The 23,630-nt window shown below is 62.5% G+C and carries 25 protein-coding genes; 11 read left to right on the top strand and 14 right to left on the bottom strand.

Annotated elements, in window-relative coordinates; all coding sequences use genetic code 11:
- Window positions 1-144: 144 nt before the first annotated feature.
- From hisC to ABOA88_RS23370, 10 genes are all read right to left on the bottom strand, one after another.
- Window positions 145-1,188 carry a histidinol-phosphate transaminase gene (gene hisC, locus ABOA88_RS23415; protein WP_196167711.1) on the bottom strand — a complete coding sequence of 348 codons (1,044 nt, stop codon included), beginning with the start codon at window positions 1,186-1,188 and terminating at the stop codon, window positions 145-147.
- Window positions 1,189-1,190: 2 nt separating this feature from the next.
- Window positions 1,191-2,516 carry a histidinol dehydrogenase gene (gene hisD / locus ABOA88_RS23410; RefSeq protein ID WP_196167712.1) on the bottom strand — a complete coding sequence of 442 codons (1,326 nt, stop codon included), beginning with the start codon at window positions 2,514-2,516 and terminating at the stop codon, window positions 1,191-1,193.
- Between the two features lie 125 nt (window positions 2,517-2,641).
- The gene (gene hisG / locus ABOA88_RS23405; RefSeq protein WP_043213301.1) at window positions 2,642-3,277 is read right to left on the bottom strand and encodes an ATP phosphoribosyltransferase; all 636 of its coding nucleotides are present in this window, start codon (window positions 3,275-3,277) and stop codon (window positions 2,642-2,644) included.
- Window positions 3,278-3,366: 89 nt separating this feature from the next.
- The gene (gene murA / locus ABOA88_RS23400) at window positions 3,367-4,632 is read right to left on the bottom strand and encodes a UDP-N-acetylglucosamine 1-carboxyvinyltransferase (RefSeq protein ID WP_043213299.1); all 1,266 of its coding nucleotides are present in this window, start codon (window positions 4,630-4,632) and stop codon (window positions 3,367-3,369) included.
- Between the two features lie 24 nt (window positions 4,633-4,656).
- Window positions 4,657-4,896 carry a BolA family protein gene (locus ABOA88_RS23395; RefSeq protein WP_029613593.1) on the bottom strand — a complete coding sequence of 80 codons (240 nt, stop codon included), beginning with the start codon at window positions 4,894-4,896 and terminating at the stop codon, window positions 4,657-4,659.
- 118 nt (window positions 4,897-5,014) lie between these two features.
- Complete coding sequence (locus ABOA88_RS23390; RefSeq protein ID WP_367851401.1) at window positions 5,015-5,317, bottom strand: STAS domain-containing protein; 303 nt, start codon at window positions 5,315-5,317, stop codon at window positions 5,015-5,017.
- The gene (locus ABOA88_RS23385; RefSeq protein WP_196167714.1) at window positions 5,314-5,967 is read right to left on the bottom strand and encodes an MlaC/ttg2D family ABC transporter substrate-binding protein; all 654 of its coding nucleotides are present in this window, start codon (window positions 5,965-5,967) and stop codon (window positions 5,314-5,316) included. Before ABOA88_RS23385 ends, ABOA88_RS23390 begins: the two co-directional genes overlap by 4 nt.
- A gap of 9 nt (window positions 5,968-5,976) precedes the next feature.
- The gene (mlaD, locus tag ABOA88_RS23380) at window positions 5,977-6,462 is read right to left on the bottom strand and encodes an outer membrane lipid asymmetry maintenance protein MlaD (RefSeq protein WP_070093003.1); all 486 of its coding nucleotides are present in this window, start codon (window positions 6,460-6,462) and stop codon (window positions 5,977-5,979) included.
- The gene (mlaE, locus tag ABOA88_RS23375; RefSeq protein ID WP_196167715.1) at window positions 6,462-7,259 is read right to left on the bottom strand and encodes a lipid asymmetry maintenance ABC transporter permease subunit MlaE; all 798 of its coding nucleotides are present in this window, start codon (window positions 7,257-7,259) and stop codon (window positions 6,462-6,464) included. Before mlaE ends, mlaD begins: the two co-directional genes overlap by 1 nt.
- A complete protein-coding gene (locus ABOA88_RS23370) occupies window positions 7,259-8,068 on the bottom strand; it encodes an ATP-binding cassette domain-containing protein (protein WP_043213285.1) in 810 nt (269 codons plus the stop codon). The genes mlaE and ABOA88_RS23370 overlap by 1 nt, the downstream gene beginning before the upstream one ends.
- 234 nt (window positions 8,069-8,302) lie before the next feature.
- Between ABOA88_RS23370 and ABOA88_RS23365 the strand changes: the two genes are divergently transcribed.
- The 10 genes from ABOA88_RS23365 (at window position 8,303) to ABOA88_RS23320 (ending at window position 15,303) form a co-directional block, all read left to right on the top strand.
- Window positions 8,303-9,280, top strand: coding sequence for a KpsF/GutQ family sugar-phosphate isomerase (locus ABOA88_RS23365; RefSeq protein ID WP_196167716.1), 978 nt, complete (start codon window positions 8,303-8,305; stop codon window positions 9,278-9,280).
- 14 nt (window positions 9,281-9,294) lie between these two features.
- A complete protein-coding gene (locus ABOA88_RS23360) occupies window positions 9,295-9,819 on the top strand; it encodes a KdsC family phosphatase (protein ID WP_196167717.1) in 525 nt (174 codons plus the stop codon).
- Window positions 9,820-9,827: 8 nt separating this feature from the next.
- A complete protein-coding gene (gene lptC, locus ABOA88_RS23355; RefSeq protein ID WP_367851400.1) occupies window positions 9,828-10,400 on the top strand; it encodes an LPS export ABC transporter periplasmic protein LptC in 573 nt (190 codons plus the stop codon).
- Entirely contained in the window at window positions 10,387-10,911 is a 525-nt protein-coding gene (gene lptA / locus ABOA88_RS23350; RefSeq protein ID WP_043213272.1) for a lipopolysaccharide transport periplasmic protein LptA, read from the top strand. The genes lptC and lptA overlap by 14 nt, the downstream gene beginning before the upstream one ends.
- A complete protein-coding gene (gene lptB / locus ABOA88_RS23345; RefSeq protein WP_043213270.1) occupies window positions 10,912-11,637 on the top strand; it encodes an LPS export ABC transporter ATP-binding protein in 726 nt (241 codons plus the stop codon).
- 158 nt (window positions 11,638-11,795) lie between these two features.
- Window positions 11,796-13,289 carry an RNA polymerase factor sigma-54 gene (locus ABOA88_RS23340; protein WP_196167719.1) on the top strand — a complete coding sequence of 498 codons (1,494 nt, stop codon included), beginning with the start codon at window positions 11,796-11,798 and terminating at the stop codon, window positions 13,287-13,289.
- 77 nt (window positions 13,290-13,366) lie between these two features.
- Complete coding sequence (hpf, locus tag ABOA88_RS23335) at window positions 13,367-13,675, top strand: ribosome hibernation-promoting factor, HPF/YfiA family (protein WP_043213265.1); 309 nt, start codon at window positions 13,367-13,369, stop codon at window positions 13,673-13,675.
- Window positions 13,676-13,687: 12 nt separating this feature from the next.
- Window positions 13,688-14,152 carry a PTS IIA-like nitrogen regulatory protein PtsN gene (ptsN, locus tag ABOA88_RS23330; RefSeq protein ID WP_070093008.1) on the top strand — a complete coding sequence of 155 codons (465 nt, stop codon included), beginning with the start codon at window positions 13,688-13,690 and terminating at the stop codon, window positions 14,150-14,152.
- Between the two features lie 3 nt (window positions 14,153-14,155).
- Window positions 14,156-15,010 (top strand): RNase adapter RapZ, encoded by an 855-nt coding sequence (gene rapZ / locus ABOA88_RS23325; RefSeq protein ID WP_070093009.1) that lies wholly within the window; start codon window positions 14,156-14,158, stop codon window positions 15,008-15,010.
- 20 nt (window positions 15,011-15,030) lie between these two features.
- Window positions 15,031-15,303 (top strand): HPr family phosphocarrier protein, encoded by a 273-nt coding sequence (locus tag ABOA88_RS23320; protein ID WP_043213258.1) that lies wholly within the window; start codon window positions 15,031-15,033, stop codon window positions 15,301-15,303.
- A 103-nt stretch (window positions 15,304-15,406) separates the two neighbouring features.
- On the opposite strand, the gene pmbA is transcribed toward ABOA88_RS23320, so the two are convergent.
- A complete protein-coding gene (gene pmbA, locus ABOA88_RS23315; protein WP_196167720.1) occupies window positions 15,407-16,753 on the bottom strand; it encodes a metalloprotease PmbA in 1,347 nt (448 codons plus the stop codon).
- A 109-nt stretch (window positions 16,754-16,862) separates the two neighbouring features.
- Between pmbA and yjgA the strand changes: the two genes are divergently transcribed.
- Complete coding sequence (gene yjgA / locus ABOA88_RS23310; protein WP_043213253.1) at window positions 16,863-17,384, top strand: ribosome biogenesis factor YjgA; 522 nt, start codon at window positions 16,863-16,865, stop codon at window positions 17,382-17,384.
- Window positions 17,385-17,456: 72 nt separating this feature from the next.
- On the opposite strand, the gene tldD is transcribed toward yjgA, so the two are convergent.
- From tldD to ABOA88_RS23295, 3 genes are read right to left on the bottom strand one after another with little or no spacing between them, the layout of a single operon-like run.
- Window positions 17,457-18,896 (bottom strand): metalloprotease TldD, encoded by a 1,440-nt coding sequence (tldD, locus tag ABOA88_RS23305; RefSeq protein WP_043213252.1) that lies wholly within the window; start codon window positions 18,894-18,896, stop codon window positions 17,457-17,459.
- A gap of 2 nt (window positions 18,897-18,898) precedes the next feature.
- The gene (locus ABOA88_RS23300) at window positions 18,899-19,750 is read right to left on the bottom strand and encodes a carbon-nitrogen hydrolase family protein (RefSeq protein ID WP_196167721.1); all 852 of its coding nucleotides are present in this window, start codon (window positions 19,748-19,750) and stop codon (window positions 18,899-18,901) included.
- Window positions 19,750-23,568 carry a YhdP family protein gene (locus tag ABOA88_RS23295; RefSeq protein WP_196167722.1) on the bottom strand — a complete coding sequence of 1,273 codons (3,819 nt, stop codon included), beginning with the start codon at window positions 23,566-23,568 and terminating at the stop codon, window positions 19,750-19,752. The genes ABOA88_RS23300 and ABOA88_RS23295 overlap by 1 nt, the downstream gene beginning before the upstream one ends.
- Between the last annotated feature and the right edge of the window lie 62 nt (window positions 23,569-23,630).

The following is a 23,630-nucleotide window of genomic DNA, read 5'->3' as shown; positions in this document are numbered from 1 at the left end:
GACTAACCGTCGCCAAATCAAACGGATAAGCCCACAAACCTCAAAACCCACAACCAACATAAGGGCGAACAGGTGATCAGTGTCAGCACATCAACGGATAACTCCACGCCCGTCGAACCACCAACCACCCATCCACCTACTTACTCACAGCGCATCAAGCAACGCCTGGTTCTGCTCCGGTGTCCCGATGGTAATCCGAAGGAACTGCGCAATCCGCTCTTGCTTGAAGTGTCGCACGATCACCCCCTGCTCCCGCAGACGCGCCGCCACTTGGGCAGCATCACGCTCAGGGTGCCGTGCAAAGATGAAGTTGGCCGCCGAAGGCAGCACTTCAAAACCGCGCGCCGTCAATTGCTCGACCAACGCCTCACGGCTCTCGATCACCTTGCGGCAGGTCTGGTCAAAGTAGGCCCGGTCTTCGAACGCTGCCGCCGCACCCACGATCGCCATGCGGTCAAGTGGGTAGGAGTTGAAGCTGTTCTTGATCCGCTCCAGCGCCTCGATCAGCGCGGGATGCCCCACCGCCAGGCCGACCCGCAGGCCGGCCAGGGAGCGCGACTTGGACAGGGTCTGGGTCACCAGCAGGTTATCGTAGCGGTCCACCAGGCTGATGGCGGTCTCGCCGCCGAAATCGATATAGGCTTCATCCACCACCACCACCGAGTCACGGTTGGCCTGCAGCAGTTGCTCGATCGCCTGCAACGGCAACAGGCAACCGGTCGGTGCGTTGGGGTTGGGGAAGATGATTCCGGCGTTGGGCTTTTTATAGTCCTCGATACGGATCTGGAACTGCTCATCCAGCGCCACCTGCTCGAATGCGATTCCGTAAAGGCCGCAGTAGACCGGGTAGAAGCTGTAGCTGATGTCCGGGAACAACAGCGGCGCATCGTGCTGGAACAAGCCGTGGAAAATGTGCGCCAGCACTTCATCCGAGCCGTTGCCGACGAACACCTGCTGGGCAGTGACGCCATAGTAGTCGGCGACCGCCTGCTTGAGCCGATCACCGTTCGGGTCCGGGTACAGGCGCAGGTTGTCGTTCAGCTCGCCTTGCATGGCCTCCAGGGCCTTGGCCGACGGGCCGTAGGGGTTCTCGTTGGTATTGAGCTTGACCAGGCGGGTCAGCTTGGGTTGCTCCCCCGGTACGTAAGGCACCAGGTCCTTGACGAAGGGGCTCCAGAAACGGCTCATGTTCAGTTCCCCTTGCTTTCGGTGAGGATGCGGTATTCAGCACTGCGGGCGTGGGCGGTCAGCGATTCGCCGCGCGCCAGGACCGATGCTGTGCGGCCAAGCTCGGAAGCGGCCTGCTCCGAGCAGAAGATGATCGACGAACGCTTCTGGAAGTCATACACCCCCAGCGGCGAGGAGAAGCGCGCGGTACCGGAGGTCGGAAGCACATGGTTGGGGCCGGCGCAGTAGTCGCCCAAGGCTTCGCTGGTGTGACGCCCCATGAAGATCGCGCCCGCGTGGCGGATCTGCGGCAACCATGCCTGCGGATCGGCGACCGAAAGCTCCAGGTGCTCGGGAGCAATGCGGTTCGCAACGTCCATGGCCTGCTGCATGTCGCGAACCTGGATCAGCGCGCCACGGCCACTGATCGACTTCTCGATGATCTCGGCACGCTCCATGGTCGGCAGCAGCTTGGCAATGCTGGCAGCCACGCGATCAAGGAAAGCGGCGTCAGGGCTGACGAGGATCGCCTGGGCATCCTCGTCGTGCTCGGCTTGGGAGAACAGGTCCATGGCGATCCAGTCCGGGTCGGTCTGGCCGTCGCAGACCACGAGAATTTCCGACGGACCGGCGATCATGTCGATGCCGACCTGGCCGAACACATGGCGCTTGGCAGTGGCCACGTAGATGTTCCCCGGACCGACGATCTTGTCCACCTGGGGCACGCTCTCGGTACCGTAGGCCAAGGCCGCAACGGCTTGGGCACCCCCAATGGTGAAGACGCGATCAACGCCCGCGATGCACGCGGCGGCCAGTACCAGTTCGTTGACCTCACCCCGTGGGGTCGGCACCACCATCACCACTTCGGACACCCCGGCGACCTTGGCCGGGATGGCGTTCATCAGCACCGAAGATGGGTACGAGGCCTTGCCGCCCGGCACGTACAGGCCGGCACGGTCCAGCGGCGTGACCTTCTGGCCTAGCACGGTGCCATCAGCCTCGGTGTACTGCCAGGAATCCTGCTTCTGCCGCTCGTGGTAGCTACGCACGCGGCTGGCGGCGATCTCCAAGGCTTCGCGCTGGGTGGGAGTGATGCGGGTCAATGCCAGCTCCAGGCGTTCGCGGCCCAGGATCAGGTCATCGATGCCCTTGGCCTCGACACCATCGAAACGCTGGGTGAACTCGACCAACGCGGCATCGCCCCGCTCGCGGACAGCCTTGATGATGTCGAGCACGCGCTGATTGACCGCGTCATCGGACACGCTTTCCCAGCTCAGCAGATGATCCAGATGTCGGGCGAAATCCGGATCAGCGGCATTGAGACGGGCAATTGCAGTGGACACGGTCATGACGAGGGCCTCGTTTTATTAGCGAATGCTCAGGCGCCCTAGGCTACCAGTCCATCCGCGCGGGCACCCGAGAAAAATGGCTATGACGCGGATAGACGGGCGCGACAGAAAGTCGCGCGCGAAGGTCAGCCGCGGTGTCGCGATTCGACGGCCTGGCGCAGGGTGTCGATCAGGCTCTGGATGCGGGCATGCTGCATTTTCATGGAGGCTTTGTTGACCACCAGGCGCGAGCTGATGGTTGCGATCAGCTCCTGGGGTTCCAGACCGTTGGCACGCAGGGTGTTGCCGGTGTCGACCACGTCGATGATCTTGTCGGCCAGACCGATCAGCGGTGCCAGCTCCATGGAACCGTACAGCTTGATGATGTCGACCTGACGACCCTGCTCGGCGTAATAGCGCTTGGCTACATTGACGAACTTGGTGGCCACGCGCAGACGCCCCTTGGGCTCCGGCGCGCCGACTGCTCCAGCGGTCATCAGCTTGCAGCGGGCGATCTGCAGGTCCAGCGGCTCGTACAAGCCCTGACCGCCGTATTCCATCAGCACGTCCTTGCCGGCTACACCGAGGTCAGCGGCACCATGCTCGACATAAGTCGGCACGTCGGTGGCGCGCACGATCAGCAGGCGCACATCGTCCTGGGTCGTCGGGATGATCAGCTTGCGGCTCTTGTCCGGATTCTCGGTCGGCACGATACCGGCCTCAGCCAGCAATGGCAGGGTATCGTCGAGGATTCGGCCCTTGGATAGCGCGATGGTCAACATGGGAAACGTCGGTCCTTAAGCGGCTACAGCCGACCGGGCAAGCGCCCGGCCGCATGGAATTCGGTAGGCGCATCCCTGCGCCGAACAGACTAGCCCGGTACGCGGCGGATCTTCGCCCCGAGCATCTGCAGTTTTTCCTCGATGCACTCGTAACCACGGTCGATGTGGTAGATGCGGTCGATCAGGGTATCGCCCTCGGCGACCAGGGCCGACAGCACCAGGCTGGCCGAAGCCCGCAAGTCCGTAGCCATGACCGGCGCACCCTTGAGCGCCTTGACCCCAGTCACGATGGCGGTGTTGCCTTCGACCTGGATCTGCGCACCCATGCGGTGCATTTCATAGACGTGCATGAAGCGGTTTTCGAAGATGGTCTCGATCACCGCGCCAGTGCCTTCGGCGATGGCGTTGAGCGAGATGAACTGCGCCTGCATGTCGGTCGGGAAGGCCGGGTACGGAGCGGTACGCAGGTTGACGGCCTTCGGCCGCTTGCCGTGCATGTCCAGTTCGATCCAGTCTTCGCCAGCGGTGACTTCGGCACCCGCTTCCTTGAGTTTTTCCAGTACGGCTTCAAGGATGGTCGGATCGGTGTCCTTGACCTTCACGCGACCGCCGGTAACGGCAGCGGCGACCAGGTAGGTGCCGGTCTCGATACGGTCGGGCATTACGCGGTAGGTAGCCGAGTGCAGGCGCTCGACGCCATCGATAGTGATGGTGTCGGTGCCGGCGCCTTGGATCTTGGCACCCATCGCAATCAGGAAGTTGGCCAGGTCGACCACTTCAGGCTCGCGGGCAGCGTTCTGCAGCACGCTGCGGCCCTTGGCCAGGGCAGCAGCCATCATGATGTTCTCGGTACCGGTGACGCTGACGGTGTCGAAGAAGAAGTGCGCACCCCGCAGGCCGCCTTCAGGCGCCTTGGCCTTGATGTAGCCACCTTCGACTTCGATCTTCGCACCCATGGCCTCGAGACCGCGGATGTGCAGGTCTACAGGGCGCGAACCGATGGCGCAACCGCCAGGCAGCGCGACTTCGGCTTCACCGAAACGGGCGACCATCGGGCCGAGCACGAGGATCGAGGCACGCATGGTCTTGACCAGCTCGTAGGGCGCAACCAGGGTCTTGATGGTGCGCGGGTCGATCTCCACCGAGAGCTTCTCGTCGATCACAGGCTCAATGCCCATGCGGCCGAACAGCTCGATCATGGTGGTGATGTCGTGCAGGTGTGGCAGGTTGCCTACGGTGACCGGGCCGTCAGCCAGCAGGGTCGCCGAAAGAATTGGCAGGGCGGCGTTCTTCGCCCCGGAAATGCGGATCTCGCCGTCGAGGCGCGCGCCGCCAGTGATAATCAGTTTGTCCATTGCAATCTCGCCGCCAACGTTGGCTCAGGTGCGCTCAGCCCAGGCTGCGCTGCTGAAAAATTTCATGGTTACCGCATGGATGCTGCCATCGGCGATCCACGGATTCAGGTGAGCATAGATCGCCTGCTGGCGCTTGACCGGGCTCTGGCCGGCCAGCTCGTCGCTGATCACGTTCAACTGGAAGTTGCAGCCTTCGCCCTCAACTTCGACCCGGGTTCCCGGCAATTTCTCTTCAAGGAAGCTTTTAACTTCTACGGCCTGCATGCTCAACCTCAATCGGCGCCCAGTGCGCGCGGGTCGGCCATCATACAAAAAAGCCCCTCGCCTGCGAAGCCCATGCTGGGGTGCGCTGACCGAGGGGCTATCCCTTAGTGGCGAACCATCAGCCCGCCAGCACTTCATCGAGGTCATAAACCCCGGCGATTTCCCGCATGTCATCGGGCATGCCACGCAGCTCCCAGCCCTTGCCTGCGGCCTGGGCATCACGGATGAAGCCCAGCAGCAGGGAGAGACCCACGCTGCTGGACTTGGCCACCGAGGAGCAATCGAGCACCAGCTTGGACTCACGACACGCCGCGATCAGCGCCTGGCCTTCCTTGCGCAGGGCCGGACCGCTGCGGTAGTCCAGCACCCCGGACAGGCGCAGGACGCCCGGCTCGGCCATGCTCACGCCAGCTTCGCTCATTTCACTTCCTTGTCTGGCGAATTGTCGGCCGCTTCCTTGGCCTTGGCCACTTCGCCGGCCCAGCCGTCGATGGTCTTGTCCAGGTTGTTGCCATTGCGCTGCATGGCATCGGCGAACTGATCACGGAACAGCTTGCCGATGTTGATGCCGTTGACGATCACGTTACGTACCTTCCACTCATCACCGAGCTTCTGCATGGTGTACTGGACCGGATAAACCGCACCGTTGTTGCCGGTGACCTTCATCCCGACGCTGGCGCGATCGCCATTTTCAGTCTTGGCCGGATCGACGGTGATGCCTTGGTTGTTGTACTCCAGCAGCGCGTTGCCATAGAACTGCATCAGGCTACGCTTGAAGTTTTCCTGGAAGCGCTGCATCTGCTCAGGCGTGGCCTTGCGCGAGTACTTCACGGTCATGATGCTCTTGGAGATGCCATCGGCATCGACCACCGGGCCAAGGATGCGATTGAGTGCATCGTAGAAGGCCTGTGGGTTGGTCTTGTACTGTTCCTTGTTGGCTTTGAGGTCGCTCAACAGCGCATCGGTGGTGCCTTGCACCACATCACGAGGGGCTTGCCCAGGCACCGCCAGGGCAAGCAGTGGAAAGGCCGCCAAAAGGACCAGCAGGCCGCGTCGCAGGATCGAAATCATGGGAACTCCTTAATTAGCGGGTTGGGCTTCTTTGGGTTCCTTGCCCACGGAGTTGAGCAGGAACTTGCCAATCAGATCTTCCAGCACCAGTGCCGACTGGGTGTCATGGATGGTAGAGCCATCCTTGAGCATGTCCTCTTCACCGCCCACGCTGATGCCGATGTACTTCTCGCCGAGCAGTCCGGCGGTCAGGATAGAAGCAGTGGAGTCGGTCGGCAGATTGTCGACGCTCTTGTCCAACTGCAGGGTCACCCGACCGGTATAGGAGTCGCGATCCAGATCGATGGCCGTGACCTTGCCGATGGTCACACCGGCCATGGTCACTTTAGCTCTGACCGTCAAACCAGCGATATTGTCGAAGTATGCATAAACTTTATAGGTGTCGCTGCTGGGGCTTGCGGACAAACCACTGACGCGCAAGGCCAGCAGCAGCAACGCCAGGATCCCAGCCAGCAGGAACAGGCCGACACCGATTTCCAGGGTGCGGTTTTGCATCAGAAATCTCCAAACATCAAGGCGGTCAGAATAAAGTCCAGACCCAGGACTGCCAACGAGGCATAGACCACGGTCTTGGTGGTGGCACGGCTGATCCCTTCCGAAGTGGGTTCGCAGTCATACCCCTGGAACACGGCGATCCAGGTCACGACGAAGGCGAACACAACGCTTTTGATCAACCCGTTAAGCACGTCGTCGGTGAAGGAAACACTGTTTTGCATGTTGGCCCAGAACGAGCCCTCGTAGACACCCAGCCAGTCCACGGCCACCCAGGACCCGCCCCAGATACCGACCACGCTGAAGATCAGCGCCAGCATCGGCAGCGAGATGAAACCGGCCCACAGACGCGGGGCGACGATGTACTTGAGCGGGTCGACGCCGATCATTTCCAGACTGGACAGCTGCTCAGTCGACTTCATGTTGCCGATCTCAGCGGTCAGGGCCGAGCCCGCGCGTCCGGCGAACAGCAAGGCAGTCACAACCGGCCCGAGCTCACGCAGCAAGGTCAGGGCGATCATCTGCCCGACAGCCTGCTCCGAGCCGTACTTGGTGAGAATGCTGTAGCCCTGCAGCGACAGCACCATACCGATGAACACGCCGGAAACCACAATGATCGCCAGCGACAGCACACCTACCGAATAGAGCTGCTTGACCAGCAACTGGAAGCCGCCACCAATGCCCCCGCGCCCCCCCATGGCGTGCCCGAGGAACAGGCAGGAGCGGCCGAGCACAGCCAGGATGTCGATGGCCGAGCGGCCGAACAGACGAATGCGTTCGAGTATGGATTTTCTGCGCATCACCGCGCCCCCAGCAGATCGGCGCGATAGTCAGGCGCAGGAAAGTGAAAGGGCACCGGGCCATCCGGATCACCCTTCATGAACTGACGGATACGCGGATTATCCGACCCCATCAGCTCGTCGGGCGTACCCTGCCCCAGCACCTGGCCATCACCGACCACGTAGATGTAGTCGGCGATGCTCGCGGTCTCGGCCAGGTCGTGGGAGACCACGATGCTGGTGATCCCAAGGGCGTCGTTGAGCAGTCGGATCAGGCGCACGAGCACCCCCATGGCGATGGGGTCCTGTCCGACGAAAGGCTCGTCGTACATGAGGATCTGTGGATCCAGCGCGATCGCCCGAGCCAGCGCCACCCGGCGTTTCATGCCACCGGACAGTTCGTCCGGCATCAGGTCGATGGCCCCGCGCAGGCCCACGGCCTGCAGCTTCATCAAGACGATGTCGCGGATCATCTCGTCCGACAGTTGGGTGTGCACCCGCAATGGGAAGGCAACGTTCTCGAAAACGTCGAGATCGGTGAACAAGGCACCGCTCTGGAACAGAACGCCCATCTGCTTGCGCGCATCGAACAGGTCGCTGCGCGACAGGCTCGGCAGATTCTGCCCAGCGACCCAAACCTCGCCGCTGGAGGGGCGCAACTGCGCGCCCATCAGACGCAACAAGGTTGTCTTGCCGCACCCGGAGGGCCCCATGATGCCGGTGACCTTGCCCCGCGGGATGCGTATGTCGACATTGCTGAAAATGCTGCGCGAACCGCGCTTGAAGGTAACCCCCTTCAACTCGACCGCGTAGGCGCTATCCACACTCATCTAGACTCCTTGCGATGCAGCCTCGTCTGCAATGGACGCCTACCCTCTTCATGAAGGCACACGCATCCCTGCCGGGCTGAATAGCGGCGAACTATAGCACCGCTGCAATGCCGCCCCCAAGGCCATTGCAGGAGCTGTTCAGGCCCGCGACAGCAACCCAGGCAAACGAAAGATGAGGGTTTCGCACATTGCCGTTATAATCGGCACCTTTTTTACCAGACATTGCTTTCCGACATGAGCCAATCCAGCGAGCTGATCCAATCCGCCCAGCGCACCCTGCGCCTGGAACTCGAAGCCGTAGAGGGCCTGCTGCCCCGCATCGACGGTAATTTCGTCAAGGCTTGTGAGCTGATTCTGAACAGCAAAGGCCGAGTCGTCGTGCTCGGCATGGGCAAGTCGGGCCATATCGGCAACAAGATCGCCGCGACCCTTGCCAGCACCGGCACCCCAGCATTTTTCGTGCACCCGGCCGAGGCCAGCCACGGCGACATGGGCATGATCACCCGCGACGACGTCATCCTGGCCCTGTCCAACTCCGGCAGCACCGCCGAAATCGTTACCCTGCTGCCACTGATCAAGCGCCTGGGCATTCAGATGATCAGCCTCACCGGCAACCCGGACTCTCCCCTGGCCCAGGCCGCCGAGGTCAACCTCGATGCCAGCGTCGCCCAGGAGGCCTGCCCGCTCAATCTTGCACCCACCTCCTCCACCACCGCGGCCCTGGTGCTCGGTGACGCGCTGGCCATCGCCCTGCTCGAGGCACGCGGTTTCACGGCCGAGGACTTCGCCTTCTCCCATCCGGGAGGCGCGCTGGGTCGCCGCCTGCTGCTGAAGGTGGAAAACGTCATGCATACCGGAGAAGCACTGCCGATCGTGCCGCGCGGCACCCTGCTCAAGGACGCCCTGGTAGAGATGTCGCGCAAAAGCCTGGTAGGCATGACCGTGGTCCTAGAGGCCGACGGCCGACTGGCCGGGGTGTTCACCGACGGCGACCTGCGCCGCGCCCTGGAGCGCAACATCGATGTGCACACGACCATCATCGACCAGGTGATGACCGTCCACGGCAAGACTGCCCGTGCCGAGATGCTCGCCGCCGAGGCCTTGCGCATCATGGAAGACAACAAGATCAACGCGCTGGTGGTGGTCGACCAGAACGACCGCCCCATCGGTGCCTTGAACATGCATGACCTGCTGCGCGCAGGCGTGATGTGATGGAGTGCAATGCAATGAACCAGGATCTTCTGCAACGCGGCAAAGCCATCAAACTGGCCGTGTTCGATGTCGATGGCGTGTTGACCGATGGTCGCCTGTATTTCCTTGAAGACGGCAGCGAGTTCAAGACCTTCAACACCCTGGATGGCCACGGCATCAAGATGCTCATGGCTTCGGGCGTGACCACAGCGATCATCAGCGGGCGCAAGACTCCGGTGGTCGAGCGCCGAGCGAAAAACCTCGGCATCCCACACCTGTTCCAGGGCCGCGAGGACAAACTGGTGGTGCTCGACGGCCTGCTCGCCGAACTGGGCCTAAGCTATGAACAGGTCGCCTACCTGGGCGATGACCTGCCAGACCTGCCGGTGATCCGCCGTGTAGGCCTTGGCATGGCAGTGGCAAGCGCCGCCCCGTTCGTTCGCCAGCACGCCCATGGCGTGACCCAGGCCCGCGGCGGCGAAGGTGCCGCACGCGAGTTCTGTGAACTGATCATGCAGGCCCAGGGCACCCTGGACGCTGCCAACGCCAACTACCTCTAAGGCCAGACATGTTCAGCAAGAAAGCCAGAAATATCGTGCTGCTCGGTGCGATCGCCGCACTGCTGGTGGCCGTCGGCTACTGGAACATCAGCCCCGAGAGCTTCCTCGAAAAGCCGGTGGCCCAGGTCGATGAAAATGCCATCGACTACTATGCGATCAATGCCCACAGCGTGCAGTACCTGCCTGATGGCAAGGTGCAGTACGAAATGACCGCCGACAAGGTAGAGCACCTCAAGGCCAGCGAGATCACTCTGGTGACCACGCCGGACCTGCACATGTACCGGGGCACTCAGTATCCCTGGCATGTGCAGAGCGTGCGCGCTGAGGTCAACCCGGACGGCACCGAGGTCGAACTGATCGACAAGGTCCGGGTTGCCCGCACCGATGAAAAGCAGCGCGAAACGATCATCACCACCACCCGCATGACCGTCTTCCCGCAGAAGCAATATGCGCAGACCGAGCAAGCCGTTAGAATCGACGGCGCCGGTGGGACGACTACGGGCAAAGGAATGAAAGCGTATTTGAAAGACGGCAGGATGGACCTGCTGTCCAACGTAAGAGGACAGTATGAGGCTCGTTAACACCCTCCCCTTTTTGCTCAGCCTGAGCGCGGCACTGGGAAGCGCGAGCGCCTTGGCCCTGCCGAACGATCGTGACCAGCCTATCCGCATCCAGGCTGACAACGCTCACCTGGACGACAAGCAAGGCGTCGCCACCTATACCGGCGACGTGATCATCACCCAGGGTTCGATGATGATCAAAGGCAACACCGTCACCATTACCCGTGCCGCCTCCGGCGACATCGACGTGGTCACCTCGGTGGGCAACCTGGCCTATTTCGAGCAGCAGCAGAGCGCAGCCAAGCCCGACAAGATGAAGGGCTGGGGCGTGACCATCCAGTACCAGGCGCAGAAAGACATGGTGATCCTCACCGATCGCGCCAAGGTCGAGAACGAAGGCAACACCACCGAAGGCGAGAAAATCGTCTACAACACCAAGACCCAGGTGGCCACCGCCGGTCGTGGTGGCAATGTGACTTCGCCACGTCAGCGTATCGACATGGTGATCCAGCCGAAGAAGAAGGCCGAGTAAATGGCAACCCTCAAAGCCCAGCACTTGGCCAAGAGCTACAAGAGCCGCCAGGTTGTCCGCGACGTCAGTCTTTCGATCGACAGCGGTCAGATCGTCGGCCTGCTCGGCCCCAACGGCGCCGGCAAGACCACCTGCTTCTACATGATCGTAGGCCTGGTCCGCGCCGACCAGGGACGCGTACTGATCGACAACCTGGACGTCAGCCATCAGCCCATGCACGGTCGCGCCCGCGCCGGCATCGGCTACCTGCCCCAGGAAGCCTCGATCTTCCGCAAGCTGTCGGTGGCCGACAACATCATGGCCATCCTCGAGACCCGCAAGGAACTCGATCGTGACGGCCGGAGAAAGGAGCTGGAAAGCCTTCTGCAGGAGTTCCACATCAGCCACATCCGCGACAACCTTGGCATGAGCCTCTCCGGCGGCGAACGCCGTCGGGTCGAGATCGCCCGCGCCTTGGCCACCGCACCGAAGTTCATCCTGCTGGACGAACCCTTCGCTGGTGTCGACCCGATCTCCGTTGGCGATATCAAACAGATCATCCATCACCTCAAGGCCAAGGGCATCGGCGTACTGATCACCGACCACAACGTCCGTGAAACCCTTGATATCTGTGAAACCGCCTACATCGTCAATGATGGTCAGCTGATCGCCGAGGGCGACGCCGAGACCATCCTGGCCAACGATCTGGTCAAGGAGGTTTACCTGGGCCACGAGTTCCGACTCTAAAGGCCCGGAGTCTGCTTGGGGCACTGAAGGAAGTGACACAGTGCTCTAGGCAAACGCTACAATTTCAGGCATATAACTTGCTTAAAATTGGCGCCTCGGCGCCCTACGTGTAGTGGATGGCGCATGCGCGCCGGCGAACAAGGTATTAAGCCCCAGCCATGAAACCATCGCTCGTCCTAAAAATGGGCCAGCAACTGACGATGACCCCGCAGTTGCAACAGGCCATCCGTCTGCTCCAGCTATCCACCCTGGACCTGCAACAGGAAATCCAGGAAGCGCTGGAGTCCAATCCGATGCTCGAACGTCAGGAAGACGGCGACGACTTCGACAACAGCGACCCAATGGCCGACAACGCCGAAAGCAAGCCGACTGCCGAAGCCCAGGAGAGCAGCTTCCAGGAAAGCACCAACAGTGCCGAAAACCTGGAGGAAGGCGAATGGAACGAGCGCATCCCCAACGAGCTGCCTGTGGACACGGCCTGGGAAGACATCTACCAGACCAGCGCCAGCAACCTACCTGCCAGCGATGACGACGAGTGGGACTTCACCACACGCACCTCCGCCGGTGAAAGCTTGCAGAGCCATCTTCTGTGGCAACTTAACCTGGCGCCGATGTCCGACACCGACCGGCTGATCGCCGTGACCCTGATCGACAGCATCAACGAACAGGGTTACCTGGAGGACAGCCTCGAAGAAATCTGCGCAGGCTTCGACCCCGAACTGGATATCGAGCTCGACGAAGTCGAAGCGGTACTGCACCGCATCCAGCAGTTCGAACCCGCCGGCATCGGCGCCCGCAGCCTGGGCGAGTGCCTGCTGCTGCAACTGCGCCAGCTACCGGCGAACACTCCCTGGATGGCCGAGGCGCAGCGCCTGGTCACCGACTTCATCGATCTGCTCGGCAGCCGCGATTACAGCCAGCTGATGCGTCGCATGAAGATCAAGGAGGACGAACTGCGCCAGGTCATCGAACTGGTGCAGAGCCTGAACCCGCGCCCTGGCTCGCAGATCGAGTCCAGCGAGCCCGAGTACGTCGTCCCCGACGTCATCGTGCGCAAGGACAGCGACCGCTGGCTGGTCGAACTGAACCAGGAAGCGATACCACGCCTGCGGGTCAACCCGCAGTATGCTGGTTTCGTCCGCCGCGCCGATACCAGCGCCGACAACACTTTCATGCGCAACCAGTTGCAAGAAGCGCGCTGGTTCATCAAGAGCCTGCAAAGTCGCAATGAGACACTGATGAAGGTCGCCACCCAGATCGTCGAGCACCAGCGAGGCTTCCTGGACCATGGTGACGAGGCGATGAAGCCGCTGGTACTGCACGATATCGCCGAAGCGGTGGGCATGCACGAGTCGACCATCTCCAGGGTCACTACGCAGAAATACATGCATACCCCACGCGGTATCTACGAACTGAAATACTTTTTCTCGAGCCATGTAAGCACCTCCGAAGGCGGTGAATGCTCGTCTACGGCGATCCGCGCGATCATCAAGAAACTGGTTGCGGCGGAAAATCAGAAAAAGCCATTGAGTGACAGCAAGATCGCTGGTTTACTGGAGGCACAAGGCATCCAGGTAGCCCGTCGCACCGTCGCCAAGTACCGCGAGTCCCTCGGCATCGCACCGTCGAGTGAGCGCAAGCGACTGATGTAGCCCCTGGCAGAGCCATAGCGTTTCAGTGGCAGGTGCAATACCTGCCCTTTATGCACGGGCAACAAAGGAGAAGCTGTATGCAAGTCAACATCAGTGGACAGCATGTAGAAGTCACTCAACCACTGCGCGAGTATGTCCTTGAAAAGCTCGCCCGCGTGGAGGGGCATTTCGACAAGATCACCAACGTGACAGTGATCATGAAGGTCGAAAAACTGCAGCAGAAGGTGGAGGCCACACTCCAGATCCCCGGCGGTGAAGTGGTCGCCAATGCCGAACACCAAGACATGTATGCAGCGATCGACGCCCTGGCTGACAAGCTCGACCGCCAACTGAAAAAACATAAGGAAAAACAGCAAAGCCTGCTGCAAGGTGCAGCCGCCCGCTGATCCCTCTCATCCATGATCCGACTTGAAACCATCCTGACCCCCGGCCGTTCCCTCGTGAACGTGCCGGGCGGCAGTAAAAAGCGCGTGCTCCAGGAAATCGCCACCCTGATCGCCAGGGAAGTGCCCGAACTGGAGATGGAAGACGTATTCGAAAAACTGGTTGGCCGTGAAAAGCTCGGCTCCACCGGTTTCGGCAACGGCATCGCCATCCCTCATTGCCGCCTCGAAGGTTGCACCGCACCGGTCAGCGCCCTGCTGCACCTGGATGCCCCCATCGACTATGACGCCATTGATGGCGCGCCGGTGGACCTGCTGTTCGTCCTGCTTGTGCCAGAGGCCGCCACCGACGCCCACCTTGAACTGCTGCGCCAGATCGCCAGCATGCTCGATCGCAAGGAGGTCCGCGATCGCCTGCGTGCCGCCGACAGCAGCGAGGCCCTGTACCAGGTAGTCCTGGACGCACAGAACGAGCACTGAAGCATGCGCCTGATCATCGTCAGCGGCCGGTCCGGCTCCGGCAAAAGCACCGCCCTCGATGTACTGGAAGACAACGGTTACTACTGCATCGACAACCTGCCCGCCGGGCTGCTGCCCCAGTTGGCAGAAAACGCGCTGATCAATACCGAGCTGCTTCAACCGAAGGTGGCCGTCTCCATCGACGCCCGCAACCTGCCCAGCCATTTGACGCGCTTCCCCGAATTGCTCGAGGACGCCAGGAGCCGGCACATCCAATGTGACGTGCTGTATCTGGATGCCGACGAGGAGACCCTACTCAAGCGCTTCTCCGAAACCCGTCGTCGCCACCCGCTGACCAACGCCAATCGCTCCCTTGCCGAAGCGATCCGCGTCGAAAGCGAGCTGCTGGGTCCGATCGCCGACCTGGCCGACCTCAAGATCGACACCACCAACCTCAATCTTTACCAGTTGCGCGACGCGATCAAGCTTCGCCTGCTCAATCAACCCGAGCCCGGCACGGCGTTTCTGGTGGAATCCTTCGGCTTCAAGCGCGGCATGCCCGTGGACGCCGACCTGGTGTTCGATGTGCGCTGCCTACCAAACCCGTATTGGAAGCCCGAGTTGCGCGAGCATTCCGGGCTGGACCAACCCGTAATCGACTACCTGGCCGCCCAGCCGGATGTCGAAGAGATGTTCCAGGACATCTCCAGCTATCTACTCAAATGGCTGCCACGTTTCGCCGCCAGCAATCGTGCTTATGTCACCATCGCGATTGGCTGCACTGGCGGTCACCACCGCTCGGTCTACCTGACCGAGCGCCTGGGCCAGCTTTTGCAACAATCCCTGAAAAACGTCCAGGTCCGTCATCGCGACCTCTAGCCCACAGGATCCGCACCCCAATGCCCGCCCGCGAAATCACCATCATCAACAAGCTGGGCCTGCACGCCCGGGCGGCAGCCAAGTTCGTTGGCGTGGCCGGGCGCTTTCCCTGCCAGGTCAGGGTAGGGCGTGCACCCGACAAAATGGTGGACGGCAAGAGCATCATGGCGGTGATGATGCTTGCAGCGGGCAAGGGCACCCAGGTGCATTTGATGACCGAAGGCGAGCAGGACAACGAGGCCATGGACGCCTTGGTCGAGTTGATCAACAACTATTTCGACGAAGGCGAGTAACCCCAGGCCAGCCGTACCTGCATAGCTCCTCCCCAGTCATTCGACCACTGCAGGAGATGGGCCGCATAGCGGCCCAAGCGTCAGGAACATCAGGTATCAAGCCTCAGCTCCCCGCCACAGTCATCCTCTCGATCAGCACCGAGCCACTGTGAATATTGCTCCGGGTTTCGATATCGCTACCGATCGCGACGATCTGCTGGAACATATCCTTCATGTTGCCGGCAATCGTCACTTCCTGGACAGGGAACTGGATTTCGCCATTCTCCACCCAGAAGCCCGCCGCGCCGCGAGAGTAATCGCCCGTCACCATGTTCAGGCCATGCCCCATCAGCTCAGTCACCAGTAAGCCGCGCCCCATACGACGGATCAACGCGGCCTGGTCTTCCACACCGTGGGTGACGAACAGGTTATGCACGCCGCCGGCATTGGCAGTGCTCGGCAGGCCCAGCTTGCGTCCGGAGTAGGTGCCCAGCAGGTAGGACACCAGTTCGCCCTTTTCTACGAACGGCTTTGCATAGGTCGCCAGGCCATCGCCGTCGAAGGCCGCGCTCCCTAGGGCTCGCGGCAGGTGAGGACGCTCATCGAGGGTCAGCCAGGTGGGGAACAGGCGCTGGCCGATAGCGCCATCGAGGAAAGATGATTTGCGATACAGGTTACCGCCGGAGATAGCCGACAGGAAGCTGCCGAACAAGCCGCCGGCCAGCTCCGCGGAGAACAGCACCGGCACCTCGCAGGTCGGTACCGGGCGTGCGCCCAGGCGGCTGGCCGCGCGCTGTGCGGCGCGCTGGCCGATGCTGCGCGGGTCGGCCAGCAATTGGCCCTGGCGATTGACGTCGTACCAGTAGTCGCGCTGCATCTGCCCTTCGCCTTCGGCGATCATAACGCAGCTCAGGCTATGGCGCGTGGAGGCATAACTGCCGATGAAACCGTGGCTGTTGCCATAGACCCGGCAGCCTTGGTGGGTGTTCAAGGTCGTGCCATCGGCGTTGAGGATGCGCGGGTCGGCATCGAAGGCTGCGGCCTCACAGAGCAATGCCATCTCGACGGCCTTTTCCGGCTCCAAGGCCCAATCATGATAAAGGTCGAGATCGGGGATCTCGCGGGCCATCAGCGCCGCATCGGCCAGGCCCGCGCATTCATCCTCGGAGGTATGCTGGGCAATGGCCAGGGCAGCCGCCACGGTCTCGCGAATCGCGTCCGGGCCGCTAGCCGATGTACTGGCCGAGCCTTTGCGCTGGCCAACATACAGGGTGATACCAAAACCTTGATCGCGGTTGAATTCGACGGTCTCGACCTCGCGCTGACGCACCGTGGTGGACAAGCCCTGCTCCAGCGATACCGCCACTTCGCAGGCGCTGGCGCCCTGGCGACGTGCTTCGGCGATGATCGCCTCGACCTGTTCCTGCAACGCCGGCAGGTCCTTGGGGCCTACGCTCTGGACTGCACTCATGGTTCTCTCCACTCGAAATTCTGCGTACGGCTAGGGTCATTCTACGACCGGGCCGGACAAGCGGCCCCCGACTGGTTATCATGGCGGCGATTTCTAGCGGACTGCCACCATGGTTGATTCTTACGACGACGCCTTCGACGGCGAAAAAAGCAAAACCCAGATCAAGCGCGAGCTGCATGCGCTGGTCGAGCTCGGTGAGCGCCTCACCACGCTCAAGGCCGATACCCTGGCTCGCCTGCCCCTGACCGACGAGCTGCGCCGGGCACTGGCCGAAGCCCACAAGCACACTGCCCATGGCGCTCGCAAACGCCACATGTCGTTCGTCGGCAAGCTGATGCGCGACCAGGACATCGATGCCATCCATGCCCTGCTCGAACAGATCGACAGCTCGAGCCGTCAGTACAACGAACGCTTCCACAATCTGGAGCGTTGGCGCGATCGCCTCGTCGATGGCAATGACGAGGACCTCGAGCGTTTCGTCAACGAGTATCCCGACACCGACCGCCAGCACCTGCGCTCGCTGATCCGTCATGCCCAGCACGAGAAGGCCCGGAACAAACCGCCGGCCGCCGCGCGTAAGGTCTTCAAATACATACGCGACCTCGACGAGACCCAACGGGGCCTGCGCTGAGGCCAGCGTTCCGGGGCTGCCATGCAGCCCCGGTAAGATCCCCAAGGACCGCGCAGCGGTCCTCTATCCTTGTCACGCGCCTGTACCACCCACGGTGATGGCGTCCAGTTTCAGGGTCGGTTGGCCAACGCCCACCGGCACCGATTGCCCATCCTTGCCGCACGTCCCGACGCCGCTGTCCAATGCCAGGTCGTTGCCGACCATCGAAACCCGGCTCATCGCCTCCGGACCATTGCCGATCAGGGTCGCGCCCTTGACCGGCGCAGTGATCTTGCCATCCTCGATGAGGTAGGCCTCGCTGGTCGAGAACACGAACTTGCCGCTGGTGATATCAACCTGGCCACCACCGAGGTTGGCGCAGTAGATGCCCTTTTTCACCGAGGCGATGATTTCCTGTGGGTCGCTGTCACCGGCGCGCATGTAGGTGTTGGTCATGCGCGGCATCGGCAGGTGGGCATAGGATTCGCGCCGTCCGTTGCCAGTGACCGCCATGCCCATCAGGCGTGCATTGAGCTTGTCCTGCATGTAGCCCTTGAGAATGCCGTTCTCGATCAGCGTGGTGCATTCGGTCGGGGTCCCCTCGTCGTCCACGCTCAGCGAACCACGGCGCCCCTCGAGCGTGCCGTCGTCGACGATGGTGCACAGCGTCGAGGCCACCTGCTCGCCGATACGCCCGCTGTAGGCCGAGCTGCCCTTGCGGTTGAAGTCCCCTTCCAGGCCATGGCCCACCGCTTCATGCAGCAGTACGCCGGACCAGCCCGGGCCGAGGACCACCGGCAGGGTACCTGCCGGCGCCGGCTTGGCTTCGAGGTTGACCAGCGCCTGGCGAAGCGCCTCCCGGGCATAGCCCATGACCCGCTCCTCGGTGAAATAGCGGTAGTCGGTACGCCCGCCTCCGCCCTGGCCACCACGCTCGCGACGACCGTTCTGCTCGACGATCACACTGACGTTGAAGCGCACCAGCGGGCGAACATCAGCTGCCAGGCTGCCATCGACCGCGGCCACCAGGATCCGCTCCCAGACCCCGGCCATGCTCACGGTGACCTGCTGGATACGCGGATCCAGAGCGCGAGTGGCCGCATCCACACGCTTGAGCAGTTCGACTTTTTCGGCACGACTGAGCACGTCCAGCGGGTTGTCCGGGGCGTACAGGGCCACCACATCCTGGCTACGGAAGGCCTGCACACGACCTTCCTGCCCAGCGCGTGAAATCGATCGAGCAGCGCGGGCCGCCGAGGTCAGGGCCTCAAGGTTGATGGCGTTGCTGTAGGCGAAGCCGGTCTTTTCGCCGGACTGGGCACGCACGCCCACGCCTTGGTCAAGGTTGAAACTGCCTTCCTTGACGATGCCGTCCTCCAGCGCCCAGGTCTCTGAAATCTGCCCCTGGAAGTACAGGTCGGCTGCATCGATACCGGGCCCCGCCAACTCGCCAAGCACAGCCTGCAGGCTGTCCAGGGTCAGTCCGCCCGGGGCCAGCAGCTGTTCGCTGACGGTGGATAACATCTGGCTCATAGTCACTCCGAGGTGTGCGCAGGCCGCAAGGCGTCCTGCGAGAAAAAGCGCCGGTGCAAGGCAACCGGCATTCGCGCCCGGATGGACGCCTGTTCTTCGCTGTCGCGCTCGGCCAGCAATACGCCTTCGCCGCGCGCCTGTTCGGCGATGATCCGTCCCCAAGGGTCGATGATCGCCGCATGACCATGGGTTTCCCGTGGTCCCGGATGGGTGCCGCCCTGGGCTGCCGCCAACAGGTAGCACTGGGTTTCGATGGCCCTCGCACGAATCAGCACTTCCCAATGGGCCGCGCCGGTCACTGCGGTGAAGGCCGCCGGAGCGCTGATCAGTTCCGCGCCGGCCTCGCGCAAGGCGCTGTACAGCTCGGGGAAGCGCAGGTCGTAGCACACCGTGAGCCCTAGACGACCTACCGGTGTATCGGCGACCACCACCTGGCTGCCGTGGGCATAATCATCGGACTCGCGATATCGCCCGCGGTTGTCGGCCACATCCACATCGAACAAGTGCAGCTTGTCGTAACGCGCCGCGACCTCACCGTGCTCGTCGATCAGCAAGGAGCAGGCATGGGCCTTTGCATCCGGCTGGTCGGCCGGCGGCAATGGCAAGGTACCGGCCACAATCCATAACCTGAGGTCGCGGGCCGTGCGTTTCAACCAAGGCAGGATCGGGCCCTGACCAAGGGCTTCGGCGCGGCCGATCGCCGCCGCATCACGCCGCCCCATGGCGGCGAAGTTCTCCGGCAGCACCGCCAGCCGGGCGCCGCCGTCGGCAGCCTGCTCCAACAGAGCCCTGGCGCGCTGCAGGTTGGCCAGCACATCGTCCTGGCTGACCATCTGGATGACCGCTGACTTCATTAGCGTTTCTCGAAAGGTTTCACAAAGGTCATTCTAGGCTCTTTCCAGGGCCCCTCGATGCGGTAGTTCACGCTGGCAAAACGCGACACACGATCACCGATCAGCCGGTCCACCAGGAACAGGGCGCCCCCAACGGCGGGTGCGCCGACGATCAAGGCGGCCAGCGGCAAGTTGTTGGTGACCGGCAAGGAGACCTGCAGGTTGGCATCGACACGATCGCTCACCAGGTCCAACGTGCCATCGAGTTCGAAGTTGCTCGAGGGGCCCTTGATGGTGATCGGCTCGCGGGTCACATAGACCCCTTGGCTTGCTACCAGCAAGCCCTTGACCCGGTCGTAGGCCAGGCCCTTGTCGAACAGGTCGGAGAAGTCCAGGCGTAGGCGCCGACCAATGGAGTTGAAGTTGAGCAGGCCGAATACCCGCAGTGCCTGGGCGCTGCCTTCGACCTCGACGAACTGACCGGAGCGCAAAGCGGCATCCAGACTGCCGGAGAAACGCTTGAGCGCCACCCACGCCGGCGAGCCGGGCCAGCGACCATCCACGTCGAGGCGGAAATCACGGCTGGTGGCGGTGGGCGCGAAGCCCCACGCCTTGAGTACATCGGCCAAGTTCTTGCCTTCCAGGCGCCCTTTGTACCAGCTGCCAGTACTCCCCGGCTCGCCCTCCCAGCCACCGCTACCATCGATACGCAGGCCTTTGAGGTCCAGGTCGACGTCATTGAAAGTCATGCCGCGCGGTGTGGGGCGCAGCTTGACCGCCAGGCTGCCGAACAGGTCATCGCCGCGGTACAGCTTGTCGATTGTCACATCCAGGGCCGGTACCTTGCGCGGGTCGAACTCAGCGAGCGGGTCCGGCGCATCCTCAGGCTGCTTGCCCGCAGGATCCCCTGGCGGCAGGCGCAGGCTCTGCAATCTGACGACGATCGGCGCCGCCTTGGCATCGGGAAGGCGTGCGTTGCCAATGACCTCTCGGCTGTCCAGACGCGCGTCCCAGGCACCGCTGCTGCGCGCCAGGCGCACGACTGCCTGGTTCAGATCGAGGCCAAACGCCTTGAGCTGACCGATGCTCAGGTCCACGCCCTGCAGGTTCTGCCGTGCATTGCCGCCTGGGTCTTGACCTGCGAAGCGCTCCATCTGCGCTTGCCAGGGTGCAATATCCAGCGATTCGATCCGCCCCCGCACCCGCAGGCCCTGGCCAGACGGCAGCTGTGCGGTGCCACTGCCCAGCATCAGCTCCCCGCGCCCTTGGGCCAGCGTGGCGGCAGGTGCAGCATAGGCAAAGCGGGCGAGCTCGCCATAGCTCGCATCGATACGCCGCTCAGGCCCTTTGAGCGTCATGCTGAAACGGCTGTCGCGGGTGTCCTGCGCGGCTTTTCCGAACGGGGCTGGCAGATCGATTGCCAAGCCTTTGAGCGAGGAATTGACGCTCAGCCGGTTATCACGACTACCCAGACTGACTTGTAACTGGAAGGGGAGATCGCCTGATACGGGCAGCGGCTGGGTGAACTTCAGCCAGTCGGTCAGCGCCTTGAGGGTCATCTGGCCGCTGGCGTCGATGCGGGTCTGGATCTGACCGGGTTGGCCCTCGGCGAAAATCTGCGCCGCGACCGGTTTGCCGAAGGCCTGCAAGGTGATGCCCTTGCCACTGAGGCCTTTATCCAGATCAAAGCTGAAGTCGCCCTTCAAACGGTTCAACTCCAGACTCGGCGGGGCGACCTTCAGACGCGCATCGGCGGTGGCGAAATCCACCTGGACCTTCGGATGTTCTCCATGCGCCAGGGGAATATCGAGCTTGACCTTACCCTTGAGTGGCCCTTCGCCCTCCCAACCGGCAAAGATCTCGCCGGTGCCAATCGGAGCCTCCTGGAGAATCTTCAGGCCATCGCCCAGGCGACCCTCGAAATCCCCATCAAGGTACAGATGGCTGCGCTCGCCGGCATCGACATGAGGGATATCGACACTGACATCGCTGACCTGGGTATCGAGCAGCAGGCCATGCCGGGCCTTGATGCGCACACCGCTGTCCTCGATCAGCACATCGCCATCGACCTGCTGCACCTGCGGCCAGCCGGGCTGGAAGTCCAGCGCCGCGTCGTGCACCTTGAAGAACAGGCTGATGCTCCGCGCCTCAGGCGAGGCGCCATGGTTCAGCGAGCCTTGATACTGGAAGTAGCCTTCATCGACGTTGCCTTTGACGATGGCGCTGCGCAGCCACTCGTCCAAGGCTGGGCTGAGCACCTCGGGCAGGTACTTGGCGGTGTAGCGCCCGTCACCTTCGGTCAGACCGACGCGCAGGTCCATGTAATCCTCGCGCCCTTCCTCGAACAGCAAACGGATGAGGAAGTCCGCGGCAATCTTGCCTTCTTCGCCCAGCACCTTGATGTAGGGCGCGATCAGGGTGAAGCCTTCCTGGTCCAGGCGCCAGGTGAGCCGTGCGTTGGCCTTCTGGTAGTGCCAGGGTTTGGCGAAGATGGGATACAGATGCAACATGAAGGCGTCGGTATCCAGACGCAGTTCGCCTTGCCCCAGGTCGCCGCTGATGCTTCCACTCACGTTACCGGCCGCTGGGGCACCGTGATAGGCATCGAAGCCGACCTTCTCGAGATTGGCGGCGAACTGCAGGCGCTGGTCTCCCTCTGCCTTGGGGCGCACGTCCAGGCGCACATTGCGCAGCGCTCCGGTGACCTTGAGGGCATCTACCACAGCCATGAGTTTTTCCGGCAACGGCGCCAGCCCCTGGACCAGCGGCGTCAGCGGCGTCAGGTCGAGCCGGTCGGCCTGGATCTGCCAGCTTTCCTGGTTCGCCTCCTGGCCGGCCTGCTGCTTGAGCTGTACATGGGTTTCCCAGCGTTGCTTACCGATACTGACGGCCAACGAATCGACCACGCCTTCGAAACCGTCCTCGCCGCGCTGGAGCCAGGCGGTCAATGCCAGGTTATCGAGGGTCACTGCCTTGCGCTCGCTGTAGGCACCGCGCAGCTGCGGCGCATTGAGTCGCACCACCGCCCGTTGCAACTGGCCCTGCCCCCAATCGACCCAGAACTCTCCCCCCGCCCGCAAGGTACGAGCCTTCCACTGGCCCAACAGACGTGGGGGCAACCAGCGGGCCCAATCACTTTGCGGCAGGCTCAGGTAGGCTTCGAACTCACCGTCGCGCCAGGCCTTGGCATTGGCGCGGCTATGCAGACTGACGGCCATGGGTTGGCCGTCCGGCAAGGTCGCGCGCAGATCCAGGGCCTGGCGGGACGCACCGGCCTGCAAACCCAGGCTCACATAGGTGAGGGTGAGAGGATCGCGTTGCCAGGGATGAAGGGTCACCTGGCTGTCGAAGACATCGACCCTGCCCAGTTGTCGCAGGCGTTGCAGCACCTGGGCGGGGTCCAATGGCGTATCGTCCTTACGTGGCAGGCCTTCGAGCGCCCAGGCGCCTTGCTCATCCTCACGCAGAATCAGTTGCAGCCCGCCTAGCTGGATGCGCGCCAAACGCAACTCGCGAGCCTTGAGGCTGGCCCACAGGTCAGGGACGGCCTTGACTTCATCCAGGCGCAACGCCGAGGCACCCTCGCCCACTTGCAGGTCACGCACCCGCAGCACCGGTGCCAGACCACTCCAGCGCCCCTCGAGGGCACCGACATGCACCGGCAGCCCCAGGGCTTGCTCAGCCTTGCTTTCTACTTCGGCGCGGTATTCGGCCACCAGGGGGACCAGTTCCCGACCGAGGCTGACATACAGCGCCACCAGCACCGCCAGCAGGGCGCAGAATCCCAGCCCCCAGCGGGTCAAGGCGCCTAGAACGTGGGTCAGACGTCCCATGGCCATGGCCCTCCAAGTCGTGCCTTAACTATGGCTCGGTACCGGGGCTTTGCCAGCATGCCCGACCA

This window comes from Pseudomonas sp. PKS, assembly GCF_051913525.1.
In the GTDB taxonomy this organism is placed as follows: domain Bacteria; phylum Pseudomonadota; class Gammaproteobacteria; order Pseudomonadales; family Pseudomonadaceae; genus Aquipseudomonas; species Aquipseudomonas guariconensis_D.
Note: the sequence above shows the minus strand (reverse complement) of the source record. Positions and strands in the feature narration are given on the sequence as shown.